Source organism: Janthinobacterium sp. YR213 (assembly GCF_900099875.1).
Lineage (GTDB): Bacteria > Pseudomonadota > Gammaproteobacteria > Burkholderiales > Burkholderiaceae_D > Janthinobacterium > Janthinobacterium lividum.
Genome location: NZ_FNDA01000002.1, coordinates 880969 through 902036, shown reverse-complemented (window position 1 = coordinate 902036; position 21068 = coordinate 880969). Strand labels below are relative to the sequence as shown.

General features: G+C 60.5%; 24 protein-coding genes and 1 tRNA gene. 9 read left to right on the top strand and 16 right to left on the bottom strand.

Features of this window, described 5'->3' with window-relative positions:
* Window positions 1-71 precede the first annotated feature (71 nt).
* From BLT98_RS13230 to BLT98_RS13215, 4 genes are read right to left on the bottom strand one after another with little or no spacing between them, the layout of a single operon-like run.
* Window positions 72-791, bottom strand: a complete 720-nt coding sequence (locus BLT98_RS13230) for an ABC transporter ATP-binding protein (RefSeq protein ID WP_070256673.1) — start codon at window positions 789-791, stop codon at window positions 72-74.
* Window positions 788-1561 (bottom strand): ABC transporter ATP-binding protein, encoded by a 774-nt coding sequence (locus BLT98_RS13225; RefSeq protein WP_070281341.1) that lies wholly within the window; start codon window positions 1559-1561, stop codon window positions 788-790. Before BLT98_RS13225 ends, BLT98_RS13230 begins: the two co-directional genes overlap by 4 nt.
* 12 nt (window positions 1562-1573) lie before the next feature.
* The gene (locus BLT98_RS13220; protein ID WP_034785169.1) at window positions 1574-2791 is read right to left on the bottom strand and encodes an ABC transporter permease subunit; all 1218 of its coding nucleotides are present in this window, start codon (window positions 2789-2791) and stop codon (window positions 1574-1576) included.
* A 22-nt stretch (window positions 2792-2813) separates the two neighbouring features.
* Entirely contained in the window at window positions 2814-3743 is a 930-nt protein-coding gene (locus BLT98_RS13215; protein ID WP_034785168.1) for a branched-chain amino acid ABC transporter permease, read from the bottom strand.
* On the opposite strand from BLT98_RS13215, the gene BLT98_RS29190 reads away from it, so the two are divergent.
* Window positions 3694-3960, top strand: coding sequence for a hypothetical protein (locus tag BLT98_RS29190; RefSeq protein WP_167468615.1), 267 nt, complete (start codon window positions 3694-3696; stop codon window positions 3958-3960). The genes BLT98_RS13215 and BLT98_RS29190 overlap by 50 nt on opposite strands.
* A gap of 80 nt (window positions 3961-4040) precedes the next feature.
* On the opposite strand, the gene ispH is transcribed toward BLT98_RS29190, so the two are convergent.
* The 4 genes from ispH to BLT98_RS13190 form a co-directional block, all read right to left on the bottom strand.
* On the bottom strand, window positions 4041-4988 hold the full coding sequence (gene ispH, locus BLT98_RS13205; RefSeq protein WP_034785166.1) for a 4-hydroxy-3-methylbut-2-enyl diphosphate reductase: 948 nt from the start codon (window positions 4986-4988) through the stop codon (window positions 4041-4043).
* Window positions 4989-4997: 9 nt separating this feature from the next.
* Window positions 4998-5453, bottom strand: a complete 456-nt coding sequence (locus BLT98_RS13200; RefSeq protein ID WP_034785165.1) for an FKBP-type peptidyl-prolyl cis-trans isomerase — start codon at window positions 5451-5453, stop codon at window positions 4998-5000.
* A 134-nt stretch (window positions 5454-5587) separates the two neighbouring features.
* Window positions 5588-6262 (bottom strand): LamG-like jellyroll fold domain-containing protein, encoded by a 675-nt coding sequence (locus BLT98_RS13195; RefSeq protein ID WP_170846372.1) that lies wholly within the window; start codon window positions 6260-6262, stop codon window positions 5588-5590.
* Window positions 6263-6305: 43 nt separating this feature from the next.
* Complete coding sequence (locus BLT98_RS13190; protein WP_092608373.1) at window positions 6306-6758, bottom strand: hypothetical protein; 453 nt, start codon at window positions 6756-6758, stop codon at window positions 6306-6308.
* A gap of 275 nt (window positions 6759-7033) precedes the next feature.
* Here BLT98_RS13190 and radC point away from each other — a divergent pair, with 275 nt between their 5' ends.
* The 3 genes from radC (at window position 7034) to rpmG (ending at window position 8382) form a co-directional block, all read left to right on the top strand.
* Window positions 7034-7708, top strand: a complete 675-nt coding sequence (gene radC / locus BLT98_RS13185) for a RadC family protein (protein WP_070256677.1) — start codon at window positions 7034-7036, stop codon at window positions 7706-7708.
* Window positions 7709-7955: 247 nt separating this feature from the next.
* The gene (rpmB, locus tag BLT98_RS13180) at window positions 7956-8192 is read left to right on the top strand and encodes a 50S ribosomal protein L28 (RefSeq protein WP_010400928.1); all 237 of its coding nucleotides are present in this window, start codon (window positions 7956-7958) and stop codon (window positions 8190-8192) included.
* A gap of 22 nt (window positions 8193-8214) precedes the next feature.
* Window positions 8215-8382, top strand: coding sequence for a 50S ribosomal protein L33 (rpmG, locus tag BLT98_RS13175; protein WP_010400929.1), 168 nt, complete (start codon window positions 8215-8217; stop codon window positions 8380-8382).
* A gap of 142 nt (window positions 8383-8524) precedes the next feature.
* On the opposite strand, the gene BLT98_RS13170 is transcribed toward rpmG, so the two are convergent.
* From BLT98_RS13170 to BLT98_RS13150, 5 genes are all read right to left on the bottom strand, one after another.
* Window positions 8525-9733, bottom strand: coding sequence for a DesA family fatty acid desaturase (locus tag BLT98_RS13170; RefSeq protein WP_034785142.1), 1209 nt, complete (start codon window positions 9731-9733; stop codon window positions 8525-8527).
* A 133-nt stretch (window positions 9734-9866) separates the two neighbouring features.
* On the bottom strand, window positions 9867-11225 hold the full coding sequence (locus BLT98_RS13165) for a mechanosensitive ion channel family protein (protein ID WP_092608370.1): 1359 nt from the start codon (window positions 11223-11225) through the stop codon (window positions 9867-9869).
* 125 nt (window positions 11226-11350) lie between these two features.
* Complete coding sequence (locus BLT98_RS13160) at window positions 11351-12670, bottom strand: RsmB/NOP family class I SAM-dependent RNA methyltransferase (protein ID WP_092608367.1); 1320 nt, start codon at window positions 12668-12670, stop codon at window positions 11351-11353.
* A gap of 21 nt (window positions 12671-12691) precedes the next feature.
* Window positions 12692-13300: a phosphoribosylglycinamide formyltransferase gene (purN, locus tag BLT98_RS13155; protein WP_034785137.1), complete on the bottom strand. Its 609-nt coding sequence runs from the start codon at window positions 13298-13300 to the stop codon at window positions 12692-12694.
* Between the two features lie 156 nt (window positions 13301-13456).
* Window positions 13457-13855, bottom strand: coding sequence for a barstar family protein (locus BLT98_RS13150; protein ID WP_034785135.1), 399 nt, complete (start codon window positions 13853-13855; stop codon window positions 13457-13459).
* A gap of 401 nt (window positions 13856-14256) precedes the next feature.
* Between BLT98_RS13150 and BLT98_RS13145 the strand changes: the two genes are divergently transcribed.
* The 4 genes from BLT98_RS13145 (at window position 14257) to BLT98_RS13130 (ending at window position 17637) form a co-directional block, all read left to right on the top strand.
* Window positions 14257-14769, top strand: coding sequence for a glycine zipper 2TM domain-containing protein (locus tag BLT98_RS13145; RefSeq protein WP_034785134.1), 513 nt, complete (start codon window positions 14257-14259; stop codon window positions 14767-14769).
* 130 nt (window positions 14770-14899) lie between these two features.
* A complete protein-coding gene (locus tag BLT98_RS13140) occupies window positions 14900-15688 on the top strand; it encodes a spermine/spermidine synthase domain-containing protein (RefSeq protein WP_092608364.1) in 789 nt (262 codons plus the stop codon).
* A gap of 47 nt (window positions 15689-15735) precedes the next feature.
* On the top strand, window positions 15736-17493 hold the full coding sequence (locus BLT98_RS13135) for a GspE/PulE family protein (RefSeq protein ID WP_092608361.1): 1758 nt from the start codon (window positions 15736-15738) through the stop codon (window positions 17491-17493).
* A gap of 68 nt (window positions 17494-17561) precedes the next feature.
* A tRNA-Lys gene (locus BLT98_RS13130) sits at window positions 17562-17637 on the top strand.
* Between the two features lie 73 nt (window positions 17638-17710).
* Here the strand turns inward: BLT98_RS13130 and BLT98_RS13125 are convergent.
* Complete coding sequence (locus BLT98_RS13125) at window positions 17711-19027, bottom strand: caspase family protein (protein WP_139179250.1); 1317 nt, start codon at window positions 19025-19027, stop codon at window positions 17711-17713.
* Window positions 19028-19069: 42 nt separating this feature from the next.
* A complete protein-coding gene (locus BLT98_RS13120; protein WP_139179248.1) occupies window positions 19070-19909 on the bottom strand; it encodes a lysozyme family protein in 840 nt (279 codons plus the stop codon).
* Window positions 19910-20144: 235 nt separating this feature from the next.
* Here BLT98_RS13120 and BLT98_RS13115 point away from each other — a divergent pair, with 235 nt between their 5' ends.
* Window positions 20145-20561: a hypothetical protein gene (locus BLT98_RS13115; protein WP_092608352.1), complete on the top strand. Its 417-nt coding sequence runs from the start codon at window positions 20145-20147 to the stop codon at window positions 20559-20561.
* Here the strand turns inward: BLT98_RS13115 and BLT98_RS13110 are convergent, their stop codons facing one another.
* Entirely contained in the window at window positions 20562-21065 is a 504-nt protein-coding gene (locus BLT98_RS13110) for a hypothetical protein (protein WP_092608349.1), read from the bottom strand. It abuts the gene before it with no gap.
* Window positions 21066-21068: the final 3 nt, after the last annotated feature.

The following is a 21068-nucleotide window of genomic DNA, read 5'->3' as shown; positions in this document are numbered from 1 at the left end:
CATCCCGTACTTCCCCGACGGATGCCATTATGCCCCAGCCCAGCTGGGGCATTTTTTATGCCTGATCCCTCTTACTCCCCCAGATACGCCGCCTTCACGCGCGGGTCGTCGAGCATGGCGGCCGCGTTGCCGCCCATGGTGACCAGGCCGGAATCCATCACATAGCCGCGGTGCGCCGCCTGCAGGGCCAGGCGGGCATTTTGTTCGACCAGCAGAATCGTGATGCCTTCGGACGACACCTTGCGGATCACCTCGAAAATTTTCTCGACCATGATGGGCGACAGGCCCATCGATGGCTCATCGAGCAGCAGCAGCTTCGGGTGGCTCATCAGCGCGCGCGCCATGGCCAGCATCTGCTGCTCGCCGCCCGACAGGGTGCCGGCCATCTGCGCCGCCCGTTCCTTCAGGCGCGGAAACACATCGAACCAGCGCGCGATGTCGTCCTCGACACCCGCCTTGTCCGTGCGCGTGTAGGCGCCCATCATGAGGTTTTCGCGGATCGACATGCGGGTAAACACGCCCCGCCCTTCCGGCACCATGGCCAGTTTCCTTTCCACCAAGTGGAACGATTTCGTGCCCTTGAGCGACTCGCCCAGGTAGCTGATCGTCCCTTCGATCTTGCAGGCCGGCAAGGTGCCCGTGATGGCTTTCAGGGTCGTCGTCTTGCCGGCGCCGTTCGCGCCGATCAGGGCGATCAGCTCGCCCTCGTTCACTTCCAGGTCGATGCCTTTCACCGCCTTGATGCCGCCGTAGGCCACGTGCAGGCCCGCCACCTTCAATATATTACTCATGCGTGCGATCCCCCCAGGTAAGCCTCGATGACGGCCGGGTTTTGTTGTATTTCGGCCGGCAAGCCTTCGGCGATGCGCTTGCCATATTCGAGCACCGTGATGCGGTCGCACAGTCCCATCATCAGTTTCACGTCGTGCTCGATCAACAGCACGGTCTTGCCTTCGGCCTTGATTTTCACCAGCAACTCGCGCAAGGCCAGCTTTTCCGTCGCATTCATGCCCGCCGCCGGCTCGTCGAGGGCCAGCAGGGTCGGATCGGTGGCCAGCGCGCGGGCGATTTCCAGGCGCCGCTGGTCGCCATACGACAGGAAGCGGGCTGTGCGGTTGGCGAACTGGGCGATGCCGACGAAATCGAGCAGCTCCATGGCCCGCTTGCGGATGGACGCCTCTTCCTCGCGCGCCGCCTTGTGGCGGAAGATGGCGCCGAACACGCCCTGGTGCGAGCGCACATGGCGCCCCACCATGACGTTTTCCAGCGCCGTCATGTCGCCAAACAGGCGGATGTTCTGGAAGGTGCGCGCGATGCCCGCCTTGGCCACCTTGTGCGGCGCGGACGGCGAATACGGCTTGCCGGCCAGTTCGAAGGTGCCCGTATCGGGTTGGTACAGGCCGGTGATCACGTTGAAAAACGTCGTCTTGCCGGCGCCGTTCGGGCCGATCAAGCCGTAGATCTGGCCTTGCCGGATGGTGATGCCCACGTCGGTCAGCGCCTGCAAGCCGCCGAAACGCTTGTTCACGCCGGCAATGTTGAGAATGATCTGTTCGCTCATGCTATCCCTCCCTTAAGCGGACACGACGCCGGTGGATTTGTTCGGCTGGTCCACATCGTGGTCGGGCCGGTCTTCGTGCTTCGGCGATGGCCACAGGCCGGCAGGACGGTTGAGCATGATCAACACCATGGCCAGGCCATACAGCAGCTGGCGCAGCACTTCCGCCTCGATCACCACGTGGCCGAACAGCGCCTGCTGGGCCGGTTCCACCACGTGGCGCAGCACTTCCGGTATCGAGGCAAGGATCACGCCACCGAGGATCACGCCGGGGATGTGGCCGATGCCACCCAGCACCACCATGGCCAGCACGGCGATCGATTCCGTCAGCGAGAACGATTCCGGCGAAACAAAACCCTGGAACGAGGCAAACATGGCGCCGGCCACGCCGCCGAACGAAGCGCCCATGGAAAAGGCCAGCAATTTCACGTTGCGCGTATTGATGCCCATGGCCTTGGCGGCGATCTCGTCTTCGCGGATGGCTACCCAGGCGCGGCCCAGGCGCGAATGCTGCAGGCGCTTGGTGACGAACACGACGGCGATGCACAGGAAGAGGAACAAAAAGTAATACGCATTCACGGACGGCATGGAAAAACCGGCCACCATGACGGTGCTGTTGGTGCCCGCCTCGCCCGCCAGGTTGACGCCGAAGATGCGGATCGGGTCGATCAGATTGATGCCTTGCGGCCCATTCGTGAAATTGATCGGGTCGTTCAAATTGTTCATGAAGATGCGGATGATCTCGCCAAAGCCCAGGGTCACGATGGCCAGGTAGTCGCCGCGCAGTTTTAATGTGGGCGCACCCAGCAGGGCGCCGAACAGGCCGGCAACAAAGGCGGCCAGCGGCACGATGATCCAGATCGACAGGTGGATGCCGTTTTCGCGGATTTCCGGCCCCATCAGCTGCACCAGGGTTTCGCCCAGCACGGGATACTGGTTCACCACCGATTCGAGCAGGATGGCGAACTGTGGCGAGGCCAGCAAGGCCGTCAGGTAGGCGCCCACGGCATAGAAGGCGATGTAGCCGAGGTCAAGCAGGCCGGCAAAGCCGACGACGATGTTCAGGCCCAGGGCCAGCATGATGTACAGCAAGGCCATGTCGATGATGCGCACCCACGAGTTGCCGAACTGGGCGGCAAAAAACGGGAACACCATCAGCAGCGCGGCCAGGCCCAGCATGCCGGCGTAGGCTTTGGTCGGATTTTTCTTAGCGTCAAAATCGAGTAGTGCCATGATTTAATCTCCCAGTTTCACATCAGGCACGGTCGGCCACGCGTTCGCCCATGATGCCGGACGGGCGCAGGGTCAACACGATGATCAGCACGACGAAGGCAAAGATATCCTGGTAGTGGCTGCCCAGGAAACCACCCGTGATGTCGCCGATATAGCCGGCGCCCAGGCTCTCGATAATGCCCAGCAAGATACCGCCCAGCATGGCGCCATAGATATTGCCGATGCCACCCAGCACGGCCGCACAAAAGGCCTTCAAGCCGGGGATGGCGCCCATGGAGAACTGGATGGACGCGTAGTTGGCGCCCCACATCACGCCCGCCACGGCCGCCAGCGCGGCGCCGATGGCGAAGGTGGCAACGATGACCTTGTCGGAATCGACACCCATGAGTCCAGCCACGCGTGGATTTTCCGCCGTGGCGCGCATGGCGCGGCCCATTTTCGTTTTTTCCACCAGCAACACCAATCCGCCCATCGACAGCGCGGCCAGGGCCAGCAGCAGCACTTGCGTTTGCGAAATCACGGCGCCGCCTATGTTGATGGGATCGGTCGACAGCAATTGCGGAAAGGGCAAGGGATTGCGCGTCCAGATCATCATGGCGAAGGTTTGCAGCAGGATGGAGACGCCGATGGCGGTAATCAGGGGGGCGAGGCGGGGGGCGTTGCGCAGGCGGCGGTAGGCGACCCGCTCGATGATGATATTGACCAGAATACAGATGGGAATGGCGCCGAGGATGGCGGTAGCCAGTTTCAGGTAACCGGGCCAGTCGGGCACATAGATGCCCAGCAGCTTGAGGATGGTCAAGCCCACCATGGCGCCGATCATGAGCACGTCGCCGTGGGCGAAGTTGATCAGGTTCAGAACGCCGTACACCATTGTGTAACCGAGGGCGACTAAGGCATACATGCTGCCCAACACCAAGCCGTTAATGATCTGCTGGATGAATGTATCCATGATTGCCCTATCAAATATGCATTTTTCGGGAACAACTTCCGCCAGAACATGGGTCGCTGATACAAAAACGGCACCGGAGGAAGAATTCCTGCAGTGCCATCCCTGGACCGTTCTCACCAGCATGGTGCACGCACTGAAAACGGGCGTGACCTTGCTTAGTCATAACGACAACATATTCAAGCTTGAGGCAATCATAACGATCTTTTGCAAAAACTAAGCTTGGAATAAATCGATCATTTCCGAATTAAATTCGGTTTTGAGGTAACTATTTCATCGATACTCAACAGCCATACGGACTCAGGCGACGTCGCGCTTGATGCCATCGAGGCCTTTCGGCATCGGGAACGTGACGGCTTCCTGCACACCGTCGAGCGGACGCACGCTACGCACGCCGCACTCTTTCAAGCGGTCGATGACGGCTTGCACCAGCACCTCGGGCGCCGAGGCGCCAGCCGTCACACCCACGCGCAGCTTGCCTTCCAGCCAGGCGGGGTCGATTTGCGAGGCATTGTCGACCATATAGGCTGGCGTACCCATCTTCTCGGCCACTTCGCGCAAGCGGTTCGAATTCGAGCTGTTCGGGCTGCCGACGACGATCACCACTTCCACTTGCGGGGCCATGAATTTCACGGCTTCCTGGCGGTTCGTGGTGGCGTAGCAAATGTCGCCTTTTTTCGGCTCGGCGATATTCGGATATTTCGCTTTCAAGGCCGCAATAATGTCGCTAGTGTCGTCAACTGACAACGTTGTTTGCGAAACATAGGCCAGGCTCTCCGGATTGGCGACCTGCAGTTTCGCCACATCTTCGAGCGTTTCCACCAAATGCATGCCCATATCGGCCTGGCCCATGGTGCCTTCGACCTCGGGATGGCCATCGTGGCCGATCATGATGATCTCGCGGCCTTCGCGGCGCATCTTGCCCACTTCCATGTGCACCTTGGTGACCAGCGGGCAAGTCGCATCAAAAATGCTCAGGCCGCGCGATTCCGCCTCGGCGCGCACGGCTTTCGACACGCCATGGGCGGAAAACACGAGCGTATTGCCAGCAGGCACGTCATCGAGGTCGTCAATGAAGATGGCGCCCTTGTTGCGCAAGTCGGCCACCACATAGGCGTTGTGGACGATTTCATGGCGCACATAGATCGGTGCGCCAAATTGCTGCAAGGCGCGTTCGACGATTTCGATCGCCCGGTCGACGCCAGCGCAGAAACCGCGGGGCTGGGCCAGTAACAGTTCTTTATCCATCGCTACTCCTTACAGGACCGAAATGAGCTTGACTTCAAAGCGCAGCGGCTGGCCAGCCAGCGGATGGTTGAAGTCGAACAGGGCCGAGTCGTCGCGCATTTCGCGCAGCACGCCGGCAAAGCGGCCGCCGCCCGGGGCGGCGAAGTCGACCAGGTCGCCGATCTTGTAGTCGGCACCGGGCACGGAGTTCTCGTCCAGGGTAGCGCGCGAGACGGACTGCACCAGCTCGGGATTGCGCTCGCCAAAGCCTTCGCCGGCCGCCAGCTCGAACGTCTGGTGCGTGCCTTCAGGCAAGCCCAGCAAGCGCTGCTCGAGGAACGGCGCCAGCTGGCCCTGTCCCAGCATCAAGGTCGCGGGATTGCCGCTGAAGGTCGTGACAATGTCAGTACCGTCAACAGTAGCAAGACGATAATGCAGGGTGAGGTAAGCCGCTTCGGTGACGACTGCTGGTTGCTCGTTGGACATAGTAGTTTTCAAGTAACTGGTGCAAAACGATATTGTAAGCCACCCTGAGCCAGCGCGCCCCATGCCATCTCGGCGCGGCCATGCTTTTGTCAAAAAACATGGCCGCGCAACACATCCGACGCCGGATCGGCGAATCAGACATTGACGTACGTCAACCCGCCCGCCGTGCTGGCGTGATTGCCGAAGCCGGAGCTGTCTTCCAGGTTGCCGTCGAGCTTCCAGCGCCCCACAGGCCGGTGCACGATGCCATACTGGCCATAGTCATACACTTCCTTCGGTGTCAGCACGCGGTCGTACAGGATGACGTCCGACAACTGCCAGGCGGGCGCGCCCTGCTCCAGCGCATCCACGGTACGGCCGATCACCAGCGGAATGCCAGTGGCATTCAAGAATGGCGGCGCCATGTTTTGCAAACTCTGATACATGAGGAAATCATCCACATACAGGCTGATGCGTCCATCATGCTTCACAGTATAAGTACAGCGGAACCAGCGGTTGGGAATGTCCACCTTCAAGCCGTGCCCATTGCTGTTGGCGCCCAGGCCATTGTCGCCAACGCCATTGAATAAATACAGGAACGTCTTGATATCCTGCGTCAGCAGCCCCCATCCTTTCTTGTTCGCCTGATGCGCGATAAAAGCCTGCGCCAGAGCAACGGTCGAGGAGAAGTCCTGTTGCCGGATGCAATACGACAGCGAAAAATCCGCGCTCTCGTAGCGCACGGACGACGGCACGGTGAGCAGCAGGCCAGGCTTGAATTGCAAGGTCTTCGTCACGCCGCAACAGGGCTTGGGCGGTGCTGGACGCATGGCATCTTGGCCGCGCAAGGCGCCCCAGACAGCCTTGCGTTTGTTACTGTACCCCGGCGTCTCCACCAGATTCAAACCGGCGCGCTCCATGGTTTTCCCCGCATTCCAGGCCCAATAGCATGCCAGTTGCACGCCCGTACGGCGTATGGCGCTCAGCAAGGCATGCAGGTTGTCTTGCCTCGCAATATTTATCCTGAATTCTCAGGTCCACGACCGTGTTGTCGGTGGCAAACCTCGGCTCGCCGACAACGTAGTCCCATACCTGATAGCCCGTACCGTCAGCCTGTCTGCCGTTGAATGGCGCCACCATCACCTGGATGTACTTGAAGCCGTTGGCCGCAAGATAAGGCAAATCGGTACTGTAATCAGGATGTTCCACTTCCGGCGCCAGCGGTGCGGTAGCGCTCCATTGACGGCGCTCCAGATACGCGTGCGCATTGAGGCCGATGCCGCTGACCTTGCCCGTGTTGACGCCGGCGGCGTTGAACTCTTGCATGAATCCATTGACAACTTTGATGTACGGTATGACGACTCCTGTAAAACAAGTGGAAGACATTGAGTTCAGGGCCCTGACTCCCCGCAGTTGAAACTTGCATGGAATGCAACGACAGGCAAATCATAGCGCTTGAAAATGGCCAGGCCGGGCATCTTGGTTTTTGTTTTTTTCATATGATTCGCCATGAAGACGAGCTAGCGCAGCATGGCCGCCCGGGGAAGGCGCGACAATCGTTGGCAGGCGCCACGACGAGCCGGGCGCGAACGGGAGGCAAGATGGGCATCAAGGATTGGCCGGCCGGCGAACGGCCGCGCGAACGCCTGATCGAGGATGGCGCACAATCGCTGTCAGACGCGGAATTGCTGGCCGTCTTCCTGCGCACGGGCGTGCGCGGCAAGAGCGCCGTGGAACTGGCGCGCGACACGGTCGAGCACTTCGGCTCGCTGCGGGGCCTGTTTGGCGCCAGCCTCGTGAGTTTTTCCGCCGTGCACGGCATGGGCAGCGCCAAGTTCGCCCAGCTGCAAGCCGTGCTGGAACTGGCGCGGCGCGCCATCATTGAGGACTTGCAAGCGGGCCAGGCCCTCAATTCGCCGCACGCCGTCAAGGATTACCTGCGCCTGACCCTGGGCCACCTGGCGCATGAAGCATTCCACGTGTTGTTTTTGGACGTCAAGAACCGCCTGATCACCACCCAGGAAATGTTTCGCGGCACCCTCACTCACACCAGCGTGTATCCGCGCGAAGTCGTCAAGCAGGCCCTGCTGCACAACGCGGCCAGCGTCATGCTGGCGCACAACCACCCGTCCGGCACGCCCGAGCCCAGCGAATCGGATCTGTTGCTGACGCGCGCGCTGGTGCAAGCGTTGTCGCTGGTGGACGTGCGCATCCTCGACCATTTCGTCGTTGCCGGGCGGCAAGTACATTCCTTCTCGGAACACGGCCAGATCTAGGCCGGGGCTGGCCAGGCAGCAGTTAACCATGTGTAAACAAGGACATACGTGACAGCAGCAAGACGCTTATCTAACAGCAAACAGCACTGTTTACCAGTGCTTCCCCCTATGACGAAGGGGAAAAGTCAAATTGTTAAATTATTTCAATACAACATGACACAATTGTTTTTCGCAAGTCATTGATAAATCGGCTTATTTTGGATATACTCTCGTTTTTCCAATTTGGAATATCTTTAAGGAGTGCGCCATGGCACGTGTTTGCCAAGTCACTGGGAAGAAGCCGATGGTCGGCAACAATGTTTCCCATGCAAACAACAAAACCAAACGTCGTTTTTTGCCTAACTTGCAGAATCGTCGTATTTTTGTTGAATCTGAAAACCGCTGGGTCTCCCTGCGTTTGTCCAACGCCGGTCTGCGCGTCATCGATAAAGTCGGCATCGACGCCGTATTGGTCGATATGCGCGCTCGTGGCGAAAAAGTCTAATTAGCAGAATAAGGGAGCTATCATGGCAAAATCAGGCCGCGACAAAATCAAGTTAGAATCGACCGCCGGTACGGGTCACTTCTACACGACCACCAAAAACAAGCGTACGACGCCTGCGAAAATGGAGATCATGAAATTTGATCCTAAAGCACGCAAGCACGTAACGTACAAAGAAACCAAAATCAAGTAATTGATATTGTGTTCTCTGATGAAAAAGCCGCTCCGATGAGCGGTTTTTTTTCGCCCCGATTTTCATCTCACCGCTCTCCCCTTCTGCCTGGACGAAAAAAAGGCCCTGGAAACCAGGGCCTTGATATGACGCGACAGCTTACTCAGGCATAGCTGCGCAGGCGCAGGGAGAAATCTTGCAGCGACTTGATGCCCGACGCTTCGGCGCGCGTGCACCAGTCTTGCAGCTTTTGCAGCAATTGCTCGCGCGTAAAGTGCGAACGTTCCCAGATGGCGCCCAATTCCACGCGCATGTGGTGCATGGTTTCCAGCGCCTTGCTGTGCTGGAACAATTCCGACAGCTGTTCGTGATGCGCATCGGCCAGCTTGCCCGGCTCGCGCTGCATCAGCTTGCGCGACGATTTCAGGAAGCGCTTTTCCAGCTCGGCCTTGTGCTTCAGGTGTTCCAGCTCTTCCTTCCAGGCATGCTTGATCGATTTCGCATACTTGGCCATCACATCGTAGCGGTTGGCGATGACGGACTGCAAGGTCTCGAAATCCGCCTCCAGCTTACCATGCGAGAACTTTGGCTCCGGCGCCAGCTTTTTCACCTTGGCCAGGCCCAGCATTTCCAGCGCGCGGATATACGCCCAGCCGATATCGATTTCATACCATTTCGACGACAGCTTGGCCGACGTCGCATAGGTATGGTGATTGTTGTGCAACTCTTCGCCGCCGATCAGGATGCCGAACGGAATGATGTTGGTGGCCGCATCCGCGCAGTCGTAGTTGCGGTAGCCCCAGTAGTGGCCGATGCCGTTGATGATGCCGGCTGCCGTGATCGGGATCCACATCATCTGCACGGCCCACACGGAAATGCCGATCACGCCGAACAGGATGAAATTGATGACGAACAGGGACACCACGCCCAGCCAGCTGTATTTGGTGTACAGGTTGCGCTCGATCCAGTCCGTCGGCGTGCCATGGCCGTACTTGGCCATGGTTTCCATGTTCTTCGATTCAGCGCGGTACAGCTCGGCGCCTTCCCAGAAGACTTTCTTGATGCCGCGCGTCACGGGGCTATGCGGATCTTCTTCCGTATCGCACTTGGCGTGGTGCTTGCGGTGGATGGCCGCCCATTCCTTGGTCACCTGGCCCGTCGTCAGCCACAGCCAGAAACGGAAGAAATGGCTGGGGATGGCGTGCAATTCCAGCGCGCGGTGGGCCTGATGGCGGTGCAGGTAAATCGTGACGCTGGCGATCGTGATATGCGTGACCACCATGGTGTACAGGAAAACTTGCCATGCGGACAGATCGGTAATGCCAGTTGCCATGAACTGCAAAACGTCGTGTAAAACGGAACTCAATGTCATTACTGCTACTCCAAGTGGACAGGGCGTGCGCACGGTCGCTCCAGTGATTCTGGAGGTCCGGCAGAGTTAATTTTAGGCGTGATTGTACGCCCTAATGGGTGCGGTCAGGCAAAATCGGAGGCAGGCAGCGAGGTTAAGGCTGGGTGCCGGATGGGGCGGACTCACCCTCTGCCGCGCTGGCGAGCGGGGCAGGAGGCGTACCAACAATACGCAATTCGCGTTGCGGAAACGGTACAGTGACCTTATGTTCCTGCAAGGTGCGCCAGATGGCGCGGTTCACATTCGACTTCACTCCGCCGGTGCCGTTTTCCGGATCCGCGATCCAGAAGCCGATCTGCACATCAAGGCCGTCGGCGCCGAAACGCACGAGGGTGGCCGATGGCGGATTGCTTTGCGACACACGCGGCACCTTGGCCGTCGCCGCTTCCAGCAAGGGGAAGATGACATCGAGATCCGTTTCATAGCCCACCGACACAGCCGTCGACAGCCAGACCATGCGGTTGCTCAGCGACATATTCTGCACGCCGCCGGAAATCAGCATTTCATTCGGCACGATGGATTCAACACCATCGCCACCCAATAACACAGTATAGCGCGTATTGATTTGCGTGACCTTGCCCGTGAACTGGCCCACCGTGATCATGTCGCCGATGGTGAGGCTGCGGTCCAGCAGGATGATGAAGCCGGACACGAAGTTCGCGGCGATCTTTTGCAAGCCGAAGCCCAGCGCCACGCCGAAGGCGCCGCCAAACACGGACAGCACCGTCAAGTCGATGCCCACCAGCGACAGGCTGACCAGCACGGAAACGAGGATCAGCACGGCGCGGCCCATGCGCGACATCACCACGCGCAAGGAAGTGTGCAGGCCCTGCATTTTCATCAGGCGCTCGTCGAGCGAGGTGCCGGCCCACATGGCCAGTACCAGCAGCACGGCCACGGAAATAGCGGCTTGCAAGATGGCAGCCACGGACACCTTGTTGCGTCCCAGCGGCACGACGATACCTTCCAGGAAGGTATGCAATTCAGGCCACAGGCCCGTGATGTACAAGGCCATGCCGGCCCACACCACCACCGTGAAGATCTTTTCCAGCAGCAACATGGTCGGGCTGATGTCGCCATGGCGGGCAAAAATGCGGCGCAGCACATAAAAACCGAAGCGCACCAGCGCCATCGACGTGCACAGGGGAATGGCAATGCTGAGCAGATTGACCGACTGGAACTTGGCCAGGAAATGCTGCGCAATGCCCAGCAGCATGGCCGCCAGCACGGGCGTCAGGATGCGGATGAAACTATCGGTGCGCTGCAAGGTTTCCGGCGTGGCCGGGACAGTGGCCGCTTCCGCCCGCTGGTGCAGGAACACGCGCAACTGCCGTACCAGCAGCCAGCTCAGCGCCAGGCAGGCGACGATGACCAGCGCCTGCCACAGGATGGCCGGTTGACGGAAATCGTCGACAAAGTCAGTGATCAGGTTGAGCAGCGGGGTTTCGTTCATGGCGGATGGAATCTGGAAGATGGTGCGGGGGAATAACCGGGCGGGGTGCCCACAGCTTGCGCCAGACAGGCTGGCGCAAGTGCATGGCCGCCGCTGCGATGCTGCAGCGGCGGCCCGTGACAGCCTTATTCGGCTTGTTCAGCGTCAACGTCGTCGGCCGGCTTTTCATCGGCGTAGACTTTTTTCGGCATGACCTTGCGTTCGAACACGGCGGCGAAGAAGCCGTCGGTCTGGTGCAGATGCGGCAACAATTTCAGGTAATCGCCCATTTCCAGCTCGATCTTCTGTTCGGCCAGCACTTTGCTCATCGGCACCAGGGTGAAGTCCGGATGGGCCGCGAGGAATTGCTCGGCGATAAAATCGTTTTCTTCGTTCAGGAAGCTGCAGGTGGCATACACCAGGCGGCCGCCGCCCTTGACCAGGCGCGCCGCGCCGGCCAGGATGGCTGCCTGCTTGGCTTGCAATTCCACGATCGAGTTCGGCTGCTGGCGCCATTTCACGTCCGGATTGCGGCGCAGGGTGCCCAGGCCGCTGCACGGGGCATCGACCAGCACGCGGTCGATCTTGCCGGCCAGGCGCTTGATCTTGGCATCGCGCTCATGCGCGATCTGCACCGGATGCACGTTCGACAGGCCGCTGCGGGCCATGCGCGGCTTCAGCTTGGCCAAACGCTTTTCCGACACGTCGAATGCGTACAGACGGCCCGTGTTGCGCATCAGCGCGCCCAATGCGAGGGTCTTGCCGCCCGCGCCGGCACAGAAATCGACGACCATCTCGCCGCGCTTGGCGCCGACGATTTGCGACAGGATCTGGCTGCCTTCATCCTGCACTTCGATGGCGCCGCTCTGGAACAATGGCAGGTTTTGCAACGATGGCTTCTTGATCACGCGCAAGCCCAGCGGCGCAAACGGCGTCGGCGTGCTGAGGATAGGCGCTTCGGCCAGGGCCAGCATCACGTCCTCACGCGTGGCCTTGAGCGAGTTCACGCGCAAGTCCAGCGGCGCCGGCGCGTTCAGCGCATCGGCCAGCTTCATGGTTTCCGCTTCGCCGAACTGGGCGATCAATTTATCGAACAGCCAGGTCGGCATGTTGGCGCGCATATTCGACGGCATCAGGCTGCGGTCGATCTGCGTGATGCGTTCCAGCCATTCCACTTCTTCTTCCGTCAGGCCGCCCAAGGAGTCGGCGCCGACGGCTTCGGCCAGGCCGAGGATGGTCAAACGGCGCATGGTCGGGCCACTGCCCGCTTCGGCGAAGTCCGTGAAGAACGATTTGTTGCGCAGCACGGCATAAATGCCTTCGGCGATGGCGCCGCGTTCGCGCGAACCGAGGCGCGGATGGTCGCGGAAATAGCGCGACAGGGTGGTGTCGGCCGGGGCCGTGAAACGTAAAATTTCGCGCAATACTTCTTCAGCATTGGCAAGTATCGCTGGTGGCAATCTCATTGTTATTCTTCCTGTAATATTTTATTGAGGGTCCACGCGGACCTGGCCATGCTCGACTGACAGTTTATCGTCAATGAACAGGCGGATGGCGCGCGGGTAAAGCAGATGTTCCTCTACCAGCACGCGCGCCGATAAGCTCTCTTCTGTGTCGCCTGGCAAGACGGGGACTTTCGCGCTCGCCACGGCCGGGCCATGATCGAGCTCGGCAGTCACGAAATGCACGGTCGCGCCGTGTTCCGTTACGCCCGCCTCGAGCGCCTGGCGGTGCGTCGCCATGCCCGGGAACAGCGGCAGCAGCGACGGGTGGATATTGAGCATGCGCCCCGCGTAATGCTCGACGAAGGGCGGCGTCAGGATGCGCATGAAACCGGCCAGCACGACCAGGTCGGGGGCAAAGCCGTCGATCACGGCTTGCAGCGCCGCATCGAACTGTTCGCGGCTGGCATAATCCTTATTGGCAACGACTGCCGTCGCTATCCCGTGTTCCGCGGCAAAAACCAGTCCCTGGGCATCGGCCCGGTTACTGATAACGGCGGCAATACGGGCTGGCCATTGCTCGGCTTGCGCCGCGCGCACGACCGCTTCCATGTTGCTGCCGCGTCCGGAAATGAGGATAACGATATTTTTCATAGCGCGCATTGTACCCGCTATGGCGATGCGAATCTAGAAAGGCCGGCATTATTGTTGCGGCGCAACATGGGCGCCGGCGCGCCGCAGCCGCCCGGCGATGCCGGTTCTCACCTGCGCGGGAAGCCGGTTTGACGGCGTCGCGGCAAGAGTAAGTATTTACTCGAACGAATAGAAGACGCGGAACGGGACTTTCTTCTCGGCCCAGTAGTCGGCCGCGTCGCGGAACACGTCGAGCAGGATCTCGCGCGCTTCCTTGTCGAATTTTTGCGTATTTGGCAATTGCTCGAGCACCACCAGGAAACCCGTCTGCGTGCCGGCCTTGGACATGGTGTCCGTCAGGCACAGGCGCAGGGCATCGAAATTCTTCGCCAGGTTTTTCGGAAACAGGAATGCTTCTGCAATAATGCCGATGACTTGTTGTTTGGTCTGTCCAGCGTTGCAATGCGCATATAAAAAGTGCTGCCCGAGACGGATCGCCTCGTCTTGTAATTCGGTCACGCGAAAGGCACGGATGGACTGGACAAGGTTGGGCGGCACGGTTAGTAACAAACTCATTTTTCCCTCAAATCGACCTGTTATGTATGGATCTCTTCTAGCTGCTCTTCTTATTGCATCCCCGCACGCGGGTCAATGCGCACGCGGTGATTCGATCTGTATCAACTTTTATGCGATTCAGTGCGATTTTATATAAGCCATACGCGTATTAGGGTAACGTGTTGTCCTGCATGAATCAACCCGAATATGATGTCAAACGCAAGATTTGTTACAAACCGCTGGTTTCAAGTCATTTCAACATCTTGTATCGATTGAAAGTGCATGTTACAGACTGTGGGGCAAGGGGCTTGGGCTGTTACATTTTGTTGCCATGCGAAACACTTGTCCCCGTCTGGCGGGATTACTATAGTCCCAAGTTGTAAAAAATACCCTGAAAGATTCTCTACATAACGAGGTTACAAATGAACTTGCAAGCCAAATTGATGATGTCAGCCCTTTGTATCGGTGCATTGCCACTCGCCCAGGCCGCCGACTTTGAAGATTTCGGCAAGGTCGTGCGCGTCGTGCCGCAAGTGGAACAGATCAACCGTCCACGCCAGGAATGCCGCACGGAATACGTGCAAGTCCAGGCACCGCCGCAACAGCGCAGCGCTGGCGGCTCCATCGTCGGCGGTATCGCCGGCGCACTGCTCGGCAGCCAGGTCGGTGGCGGCAATGGCCGCACGGCTGCGGCAGCCGCTGGCGCGATTGCCGGCGCCGTCGTCGGCGACCGTGTCGACAACCAGAACAATTACCAGGGCGGCATGCAGGAACAAGCCGTCAAGCAATGCCGCCAGGTCGACCACTGGGAATCGCGCAACAATGGCTACCAGGTCACCTACGACTACCGCGGCCGCAATTACACGAGCATCATGTCCTACGATCCGGGCGAGCGCATCCGCCTGCGCGTCTCGATCGAGCCTGCTCAACAGTAACGCCTGACATAAGCTGCTAGGCGTCGTTGCACAGCAATTTAAAATGCCGGTCCCAGTCGTTCTCATGGGGCTGGCATTTTTTATGGCGCCCCGGCGCGGGCTATAATGCGGCACACTTTCAGGCCGCCTTATGCTTATCAAACGAAAATCCATCGAACAAGTCGAATCCTCGCGCCCTGCGCGCAAGCCCCGCTACGCCCCTGTCACCCTATCGGAAATGGATGGCGTGCGCTATCTGCATTTCGGCACGGAATGGGTGCAGGGCGCCATGCGCATCCGCAAGCCGGACTGGCCGGAGCTCGAGTACGCGCAGCAGATGATGGCGTGGATGCTGTGGATCGAACAGCCGCAGCGCCTCGCCCAGCTGGGCCTGGGCACGGCCGCGCTGACCAAGTTCTGCTACCGCCAGTTCCCGCAGGCGCAGGTCGATGCCATCGAACTGAATCCGTCCGTCATCACCATCTGCGCCTCGATGTTCAAGCTGCCGCCCAACGACGAGCGCCTGCACGTGCGCGAGATGGATGCGCTCGACTACGTCAACGACGACGCCAACCACGGCACCCTGGACGCCCTGCAGGTGGACCTGTACGACGCCACGGCGCGCGGCCCAGTGCTCGACAGCGCCGAGTTCTATACCGCCTGCTGCGCCTGCCTGGCGCCGCACGGCATCATGACGGTCAACCTGTTCGGCGACCATCCCAGCTACGCAAAGAACATCAAGGCGATGAAGTTTGCGTTCGAACAGGTGATCTGCCTGCCGGAAGTCCATGATGGGAACGTGGTGGCGATCGCTTTCAAGACGAAAGTGGCACTCGATACGGAAGCGCAAGCCGCCCTGCTCGAACGCGCCAAGCAGATCGTCGCCGAGACCAAGCTGCCCGCCAAGACCTGGGTCAAGGGCATCGTCAGCACCCTGTAACCGCCAGCCTGCCCACGCATGGCCGGCAGCCTGGAAAGGCACCGGCCATGCCCGCTTCCCCTTCCCCGTCGCCCAACACGCCGCTGGAACTGCCGCAGCTGCTGGCCTGGCTGCAGGAAGACGGCTTGCTCGATGCGGCGCAAGCGGCCGCCATCGACGCCCAGGCCGCCCTGCTGCCGGCACCTGCCCTGCATCCGCTGTGCAGCATCGCCCACGGCGCACTCACGCTCGATACCCTGTGCGCCTGGCTGGCGCAACGCTCCAGCCTGCCGTATGTGCGCATCGATCCCCTGCACATCGATTTCAGCCAGGTGGCCGACGTCATGACGGCCGGCTATGCGGCCCGCTTCAACATCCTGCCCGTGGAAAGCACGCCAGAGCGCATCGTCATCGCCACGGCCCAGCCATATGCGCTCTCTTGGCAGGCACAGCTGGGAAACCTGGCGCCGCGCAAGCTGAGCCTGGTCATCGCGAACCCGCTGCACATCGCCGACGCCATCGCGCAATTTTTCAGCCTGGCCAGTTCCGTCAAGGTGGCCCGGCAAGCCTCCACGCAAGACCTGGCGCTGCGCCACAATTTCGAACAACTGGTGGAACTGGGGCGCAACAAGACCAGCCTCGACGCCAACGACCAGCACGTGGTGCGCATCGTCGACTGGCTGTGGCAATACGCGTTTGCCCAGCGCGCTTCCGACATCCATCTGGAACCGAAGCGCGACGCGGGCCTCGTGCGCCTGCGCATCGACGGCCGCCTGCACCAGGCCTACCAGCTGCCGCCCGTGGTATTGCTGGCCATGACGGCGCGCATCAAGTTGCTGGGGCGCATGGACGTGGTGGAAAAACGCCGGCCCCAGGATGGGCGCATCAAGACGCGCAATGCGCAGGGCCAGGAAATCGAACTGCGCCTGTCGACCTTGCCCACGGCCTTCGGCGAAAAGCTCGTCATGCGCATCTTCGACCCGGAAGTGGCCGTCAAGAGCCTGGCCGAGCTGGGCTTTCCGCCTGCGGATGCCGAACGCTGGCGCCAGTTGACGGCACGCACGCACGGCATCGTGCTGGTGACGGGCCCCACCGGTTCGGGCAAGACCAGCACGCTGTACAGCACCTTGAAGGCGCTGGCCGGCAGCGAAGTCAATGTATGCACGGTGGAAGACCCCATCGAAATGGTCGAACCGGCCTTCAACCAGATGCAGGTGCAAACCCAGGCCGGCATCGAACTGTCGTTTGCCGATGGCGTGCGGGCGCTGATGCGGCAAGATCCCGACATCATCATGGTGGGAGAAATCCGCGACCTGGCCACCGCCGAGATGGCCATCCAGGCGGCGCTGACGGGCCATTTGGTGCTGTCGACCCTGCACACCAACGACGCACCCTCGGCCGTGATGCGCCTGCTGGAACTGGGCTTGCCCGCCTATCTGCTGGAAGCGTGCCTGGCCGGCGTGCTGGCGCAGCGCCTGTTGCGCTGTCTGTGCCCGGGCTGCAAGCAGCTGGACACGGCTCCCTGTGCCGCGGCGTGGCAGCGCCTGACAGGCGGCCAGCTGGAGCGGCCGGCCGCCACGTACCGCCCCGTCGGCTGCGCCCTGTGCCGGCACAGCGGCTATCTGGGACGCGCCGGCATCTATGAACTGCTGGGCGTGACGGAAACGTTCGGCCAGCTGGTCAAGGCGGGCGCCGACCTGCATGCCCTGCGCCGCCAGAGCATCCTCGACGGCATGACGCCGCTGCGCATCGCCGGCGCGCGCAAGATCATCGATGGCACGACCAGCATCGACGAAGTGCTGAAGCTCACGGCAGCGCTGCATTAGCTGGCCAGCACTTTCTCACAGGAATGCTTTGCATTCTTTTTCAACTGATATATAATGCGGCCTCTTTCGGGTCGTTAGCTCAGCTGGTAGAGCAGCGGACTTTTAATCCGTTGGTCGCAGGTTCGAATCCCGCACGGCCTACCACGAATACAGCAGTACAGATCAGGGCTACCCGCTTCGGCGCGTAGCCCTTTTTTGCGCTTGCCGCCTACCCAGCTTAGCGCTTGCCGCTGGCATGCTCCAATGCAGCCACATCAGCCCTCCCGTCGGCCAGCCGCCCGCACACGAATGCCGACACATAGTTTTGGGTCGCCTGTCCATTCACGCCGACGCCGCGCTGCGGAAGGAAGTTACCCACCGGATAGGCACTGGCGATCTTGAAGAGCATTTCCCGCTCGAGCGGGTAGGCCTGGTCGTAGCGCATGATGTTGCGATGCACGTTGTAGCCATTGTTATTGTTCATGTCTTGCGACAGGGGCTTGACCATCACGCGCCCCACGCCCAACTCGCTGGCCCGCATGGCAATGTCGCGCGCCAGCGACGTGGCAAAGGCATAGCGCGCCTGCTCGCCATCGCCTTCACACCAGAAGATGTCGAGCGTGACGCCATCGTAGCGATCGCGCACCATCAGGCGCTTGCGGCTGACGGTCGCCGCCACGTTGCGCGGCGCGGCTGACATGCCGGCCTTGAGCGGATTGAACTTCAGTGCGGAGAAGGCAGGGCCAACGTTGGTTTCGGCATAAGTGTCGCGCTTGCCGCTGTCGTACAAGCGCCAGACGCGGATGCCGACGGCGGCCATGATATCGCCTATGTCGCCGCCTTTCGACAGTTCGTCGGCCAACACCAGCGCATAGGCGCTATGGCCCTTGCCGTCGTTGTCGGGCGTGCGGTCGCCGGCGGTGGTGGCGTACTGGATCAGCGTGTTCGGCCCGGTGCGGATCGACACGGCCTCGCTGTAGGTGACCTTTTCGTCGACCGGCACGTCGCGGCATTTGTCCAATGCCACGACGAGTGCCACATTCTTATCATCCGGCAATTTCTGCAGCATCTCGGCGACGTTGTTGGCATTCTTTTGCAGCAGTTTGAATTGCTCCAGGTCGCCGTTATTCTTGAATGCGGCATGATCTATCCGGAACAGCACCGGCACCGTGAACGCGTGGCCGTGATACTGCATGCCATGGCCGGAATAAAAGAGGAAGACAATCGATCCCTTGGGCAAATCCGACAGGCTGCTGGCAAAGTCGGCGACACGGGCGTTGAAGGTTGCCTGGTCCACATTGCAATAGTCATGGATCTCGAACCCGAATTTGGCCAGCTGGCTCTTGACCAGATCCGAATCGCTGCAAGGATTCTTGAGGTCGGCAATGTAATCGCCCGATGGCGTGGGATCGAATTTCCCGTTCTGGTCGTAATCCCAGTTGCCGATCAATAAGGCGACACGCTTGGGCGGGCCGGATTGTGCCTGGCAGGGAAAGGCCAGCAACATGTACACGGGGATACAGAGCAGGGCTAGGATGCGTTTGAGCGGATGCACGATATCACTCCTCGGTTGGCCAGGGTGGATGCCGGGGCGGGTCTAAGCGCTTTTCAGGCCACGCTCGAACAGCGCGGCCTCAAGCTCGCGCCGCAGCACGAGGCCGCGCATATTCGGCACGTCGGTCCACAGCCGCGCCATGGCCCGCAACTCGGCGGGGATGGCATCGTAGGCTTCGTTGACCATGTGCTGGCGGATCATGCGCATCTCGCGATAGCGCGGTCCCTCCTTGCGGAAGCTGGCGCCCCGGTTGTAGACCAGCGACACGAGCGCACCCAGGCTGTCATCGGACAGCTTGTCCGTGTTGGGAAGGCGCGCCAGCGTCAGCGCCACGTAGCGCGGCAACAGGCGCGTACGAAACTGCTGATCGGCGATGTCCCACGGAACCGCTACGTCGCGTACCTGCGCCAAGGCATCGCGGGCCTCTTCCCCCGTCAAACCACAGACCTTGCGTAATGTTGCCAGTTCGCCGTCAGCGAGCCGGGCCTCCCAGTCTTCGTTGAGCCAGTCGACCGTGACGTATCCCAAATCATAGCCAATGCCTATCGTGACGCCCGACTCGCCGGCAGGCCAGATCGGCTGCTGGAAATTCGCCTCGTAGCGCGCGCGGTCGGTCACTTCGAAGGTGGTAATGAGCGTGATGGCGGCTTCCGAGATTGCCCGCGAAGACAAGGGAGTACGCGGCGCGATGGCCCGCGATTCGTACTGCTCGCCGAAGCCCTCGCGACTAGTGCGCGTCGCCTCAAGCAGCGACGGATCGTTGATGGCTTGCCGCAGCAAGGTATCGAATGCATCCGACTGCGCCAGCACCTTGCCGCCAGCGAGCAGGCCCAAGGCTCCCAGCGCGACCGCCGCGCCAACAAACTCTCGTCTGGAATGCATCGCATGCTCTCCTCTAGTGTCCGGCAAACATGGCGACACGCCACTTGCAGGAAAAACTATGCAGGATGGCGCGCAGCGCGCCATTGATGCACTTCAATATACAGATATTTATTATTTGAAAATACACAGTTTATTGCACTTGTGCTTGCTGTGTCAGGCCATGCTTTTTTGCTGAAGCATAGCCGCGCATGGCAGTTATACTGGTGCATCCCATGCCGATCCGGAAAGATACACCGTGAAACTTGCCGCCCTGCTGTCCACCCATCTCCTGCTGTGCGCACTGCCCCTGCTTGCCCAGGCGCAGGGGCCAACGCCCATCGTGCTCGACGGCCAGTACAGCGCGCGCACGGACGAGATGAGCCTGCAGATCATCGGCAACCGAGTCTGCTTCGCGCCCGACAAGGCGCAGTGGGGCCGTTTGCCCCACCCTGCCGCCACGCACGATGCATGGTTTTGTTTCAGCAACGATGGCGAGGCGCGCCGGCTGCTGCGCGTGCCCGCGCGCCAGGCCGACAATTGCGGCTGGCAAGCGCGTGCGCGCATCGTCATCGACAACTATCAACCGTATGTGGAGCAAGGCGATGGCAACGACATGGCGCGCCTGGCGTCGGTGGTCAAGGTGGCGCAGCCAAACGCCATCGCCTGCGAGTAATCAGCCCAGTTCGTATTCCTGCAGATACCGGGCAAACAATTCCCCATCGGACAGCGGACACGCAAACCCTGCGCCCCAGTCGGCCAGCAGCAACTGCTCTTTCAAGGGCAGCAGCAGCAATTGCGGCATGCCATCGCTGCACCACAGGTCGCACACTATGCCGTCGTCGTCCAGGCCCGCAAACAGGGTCTCCGTCGTCTCGCCGCCAAAGGCCAGCACATTCTTGCATTCCACGCGGTAGCTGCTGTAGCCCGTGTAGACGGCGTCGTATGGCGGCAAGGCATCGGCCAGCGCCAGGCGCAACTGGTCCGCCGTGAGGCCCAGCGCGCGCAGCGGCGATGGCGGCGCCTCGGGCACGTACATCTGCGTCCAGCCGGCGCCGCTGCGGTGCGCGTCGGCAAATGCCTGCTGCTCGCCCATCTGCGTCAGGCAGTGCTGCAAATTATCCAGCGGCAGCAGTTCGATCATGCAAAAATCATCTTCGTGATAATAGGCTTCACGCATGCT

Excerpts from the sequence above, each read along its gene's own strand:
- BLT98_RS13160 (WP_092608367.1), bottom strand. The coding sequence starts at position 12,670 with ATGAGATTGCCACCAGCGATACTTGCCAATGCTGAAGAAGTATTGCGC.
- ispH (WP_034785166.1), bottom strand. The coding sequence starts at position 4,988 with ATGGATAAAGAACTGTTACTGGCCCAGCCCCGCGGTTTCTGCGCTGGC.
- BLT98_RS13110 (WP_092608349.1), bottom strand. The coding sequence starts at position 21,065 with ATGCGTGAAGCCTATTATCACGAAGATGATTTTTGCATGATCGAACTG.
- BLT98_RS13225 (WP_070281341.1), bottom strand. The coding sequence starts at position 1,561 with ATGAGCGAACAGATCATTCTCAACATTGCCGGCGTGAACAAGCGTTTC.
- BLT98_RS13215 (WP_034785168.1), bottom strand. The coding sequence starts at position 3,743 with ATGGATACATTCATCCAGCAGATCATTAACGGCTTGGTGTTGGGCAGC.
- BLT98_RS13230 (WP_070256673.1), bottom strand. The coding sequence starts at position 791 with ATGAGTAATATATTGAAGGTGGCGGGCCTGCACGTGGCCTACGGCGGC.
- rpmB (WP_010400928.1), top strand. The coding sequence starts at position 7,956 with ATGGCACGTGTTTGCCAAGTCACTGGGAAGAAGCCGATGGTCGGCAAC.
- BLT98_RS13170 (WP_034785142.1), bottom strand. The coding sequence starts at position 9,733 with ATGACATTGAGTTCCGTTTTACACGACGTTTTGCAGTTCATGGCAACT.
- BLT98_RS13150 (WP_034785135.1), bottom strand. The coding sequence starts at position 13,855 with ATGAGTTTGTTACTAACCGTGCCGCCCAACCTTGTCCAGTCCATCCGT.
- BLT98_RS13140 (WP_092608364.1), top strand. The coding sequence starts at position 14,900 with ATGCTTATCAAACGAAAATCCATCGAACAAGTCGAATCCTCGCGCCCT.
- rpmG (WP_010400929.1), top strand. The coding sequence starts at position 8,215 with ATGGCAAAATCAGGCCGCGACAAAATCAAGTTAGAATCGACCGCCGGT.
- BLT98_RS13220 (WP_034785169.1), bottom strand. The coding sequence starts at position 2,791 with ATGGCACTACTCGATTTTGACGCTAAGAAAAATCCGACCAAAGCCTAC.
- BLT98_RS13120 (WP_139179248.1), bottom strand. The coding sequence starts at position 19,909 with ATGCATTCCAGACGAGAGTTTGTTGGCGCGGCGGTCGCGCTGGGAGCC.
- BLT98_RS13145 (WP_034785134.1), top strand. The coding sequence starts at position 14,257 with ATGAACTTGCAAGCCAAATTGATGATGTCAGCCCTTTGTATCGGTGCA.
- BLT98_RS13135 (WP_092608361.1), top strand. The coding sequence starts at position 15,736 with ATGCCCGCTTCCCCTTCCCCGTCGCCCAACACGCCGCTGGAACTGCCG.
- BLT98_RS13200 (WP_034785165.1), bottom strand. The coding sequence starts at position 5,453 with ATGTCCAACGAGCAACCAGCAGTCGTCACCGAAGCGGCTTACCTCACC.
- BLT98_RS29190 (WP_167468615.1), top strand. The coding sequence starts at position 3,694 with ATGCTGCCCAACACCAAGCCGTTAATGATCTGCTGGATGAATGTATCC.
- purN (WP_034785137.1), bottom strand. The coding sequence starts at position 13,300 with ATGAAAAATATCGTTATCCTCATTTCCGGACGCGGCAGCAACATGGAA.
- BLT98_RS13190 (WP_092608373.1), bottom strand. The coding sequence starts at position 6,758 with ATGCAAGAGTTCAACGCCGCCGGCGTCAACACGGGCAAGGTCAGCGGC.
- radC (WP_070256677.1), top strand. The coding sequence starts at position 7,034 with ATGGGCATCAAGGATTGGCCGGCCGGCGAACGGCCGCGCGAACGCCTG.
- BLT98_RS13165 (WP_092608370.1), bottom strand. The coding sequence starts at position 11,225 with ATGAACGAAACCCCGCTGCTCAACCTGATCACTGACTTTGTCGACGAT.
- BLT98_RS13195 (WP_170846372.1), bottom strand. The coding sequence starts at position 6,262 with ATGCGTCCAGCACCGCCCAAGCCCTGTTGCGGCGTGACGAAGACCTTG.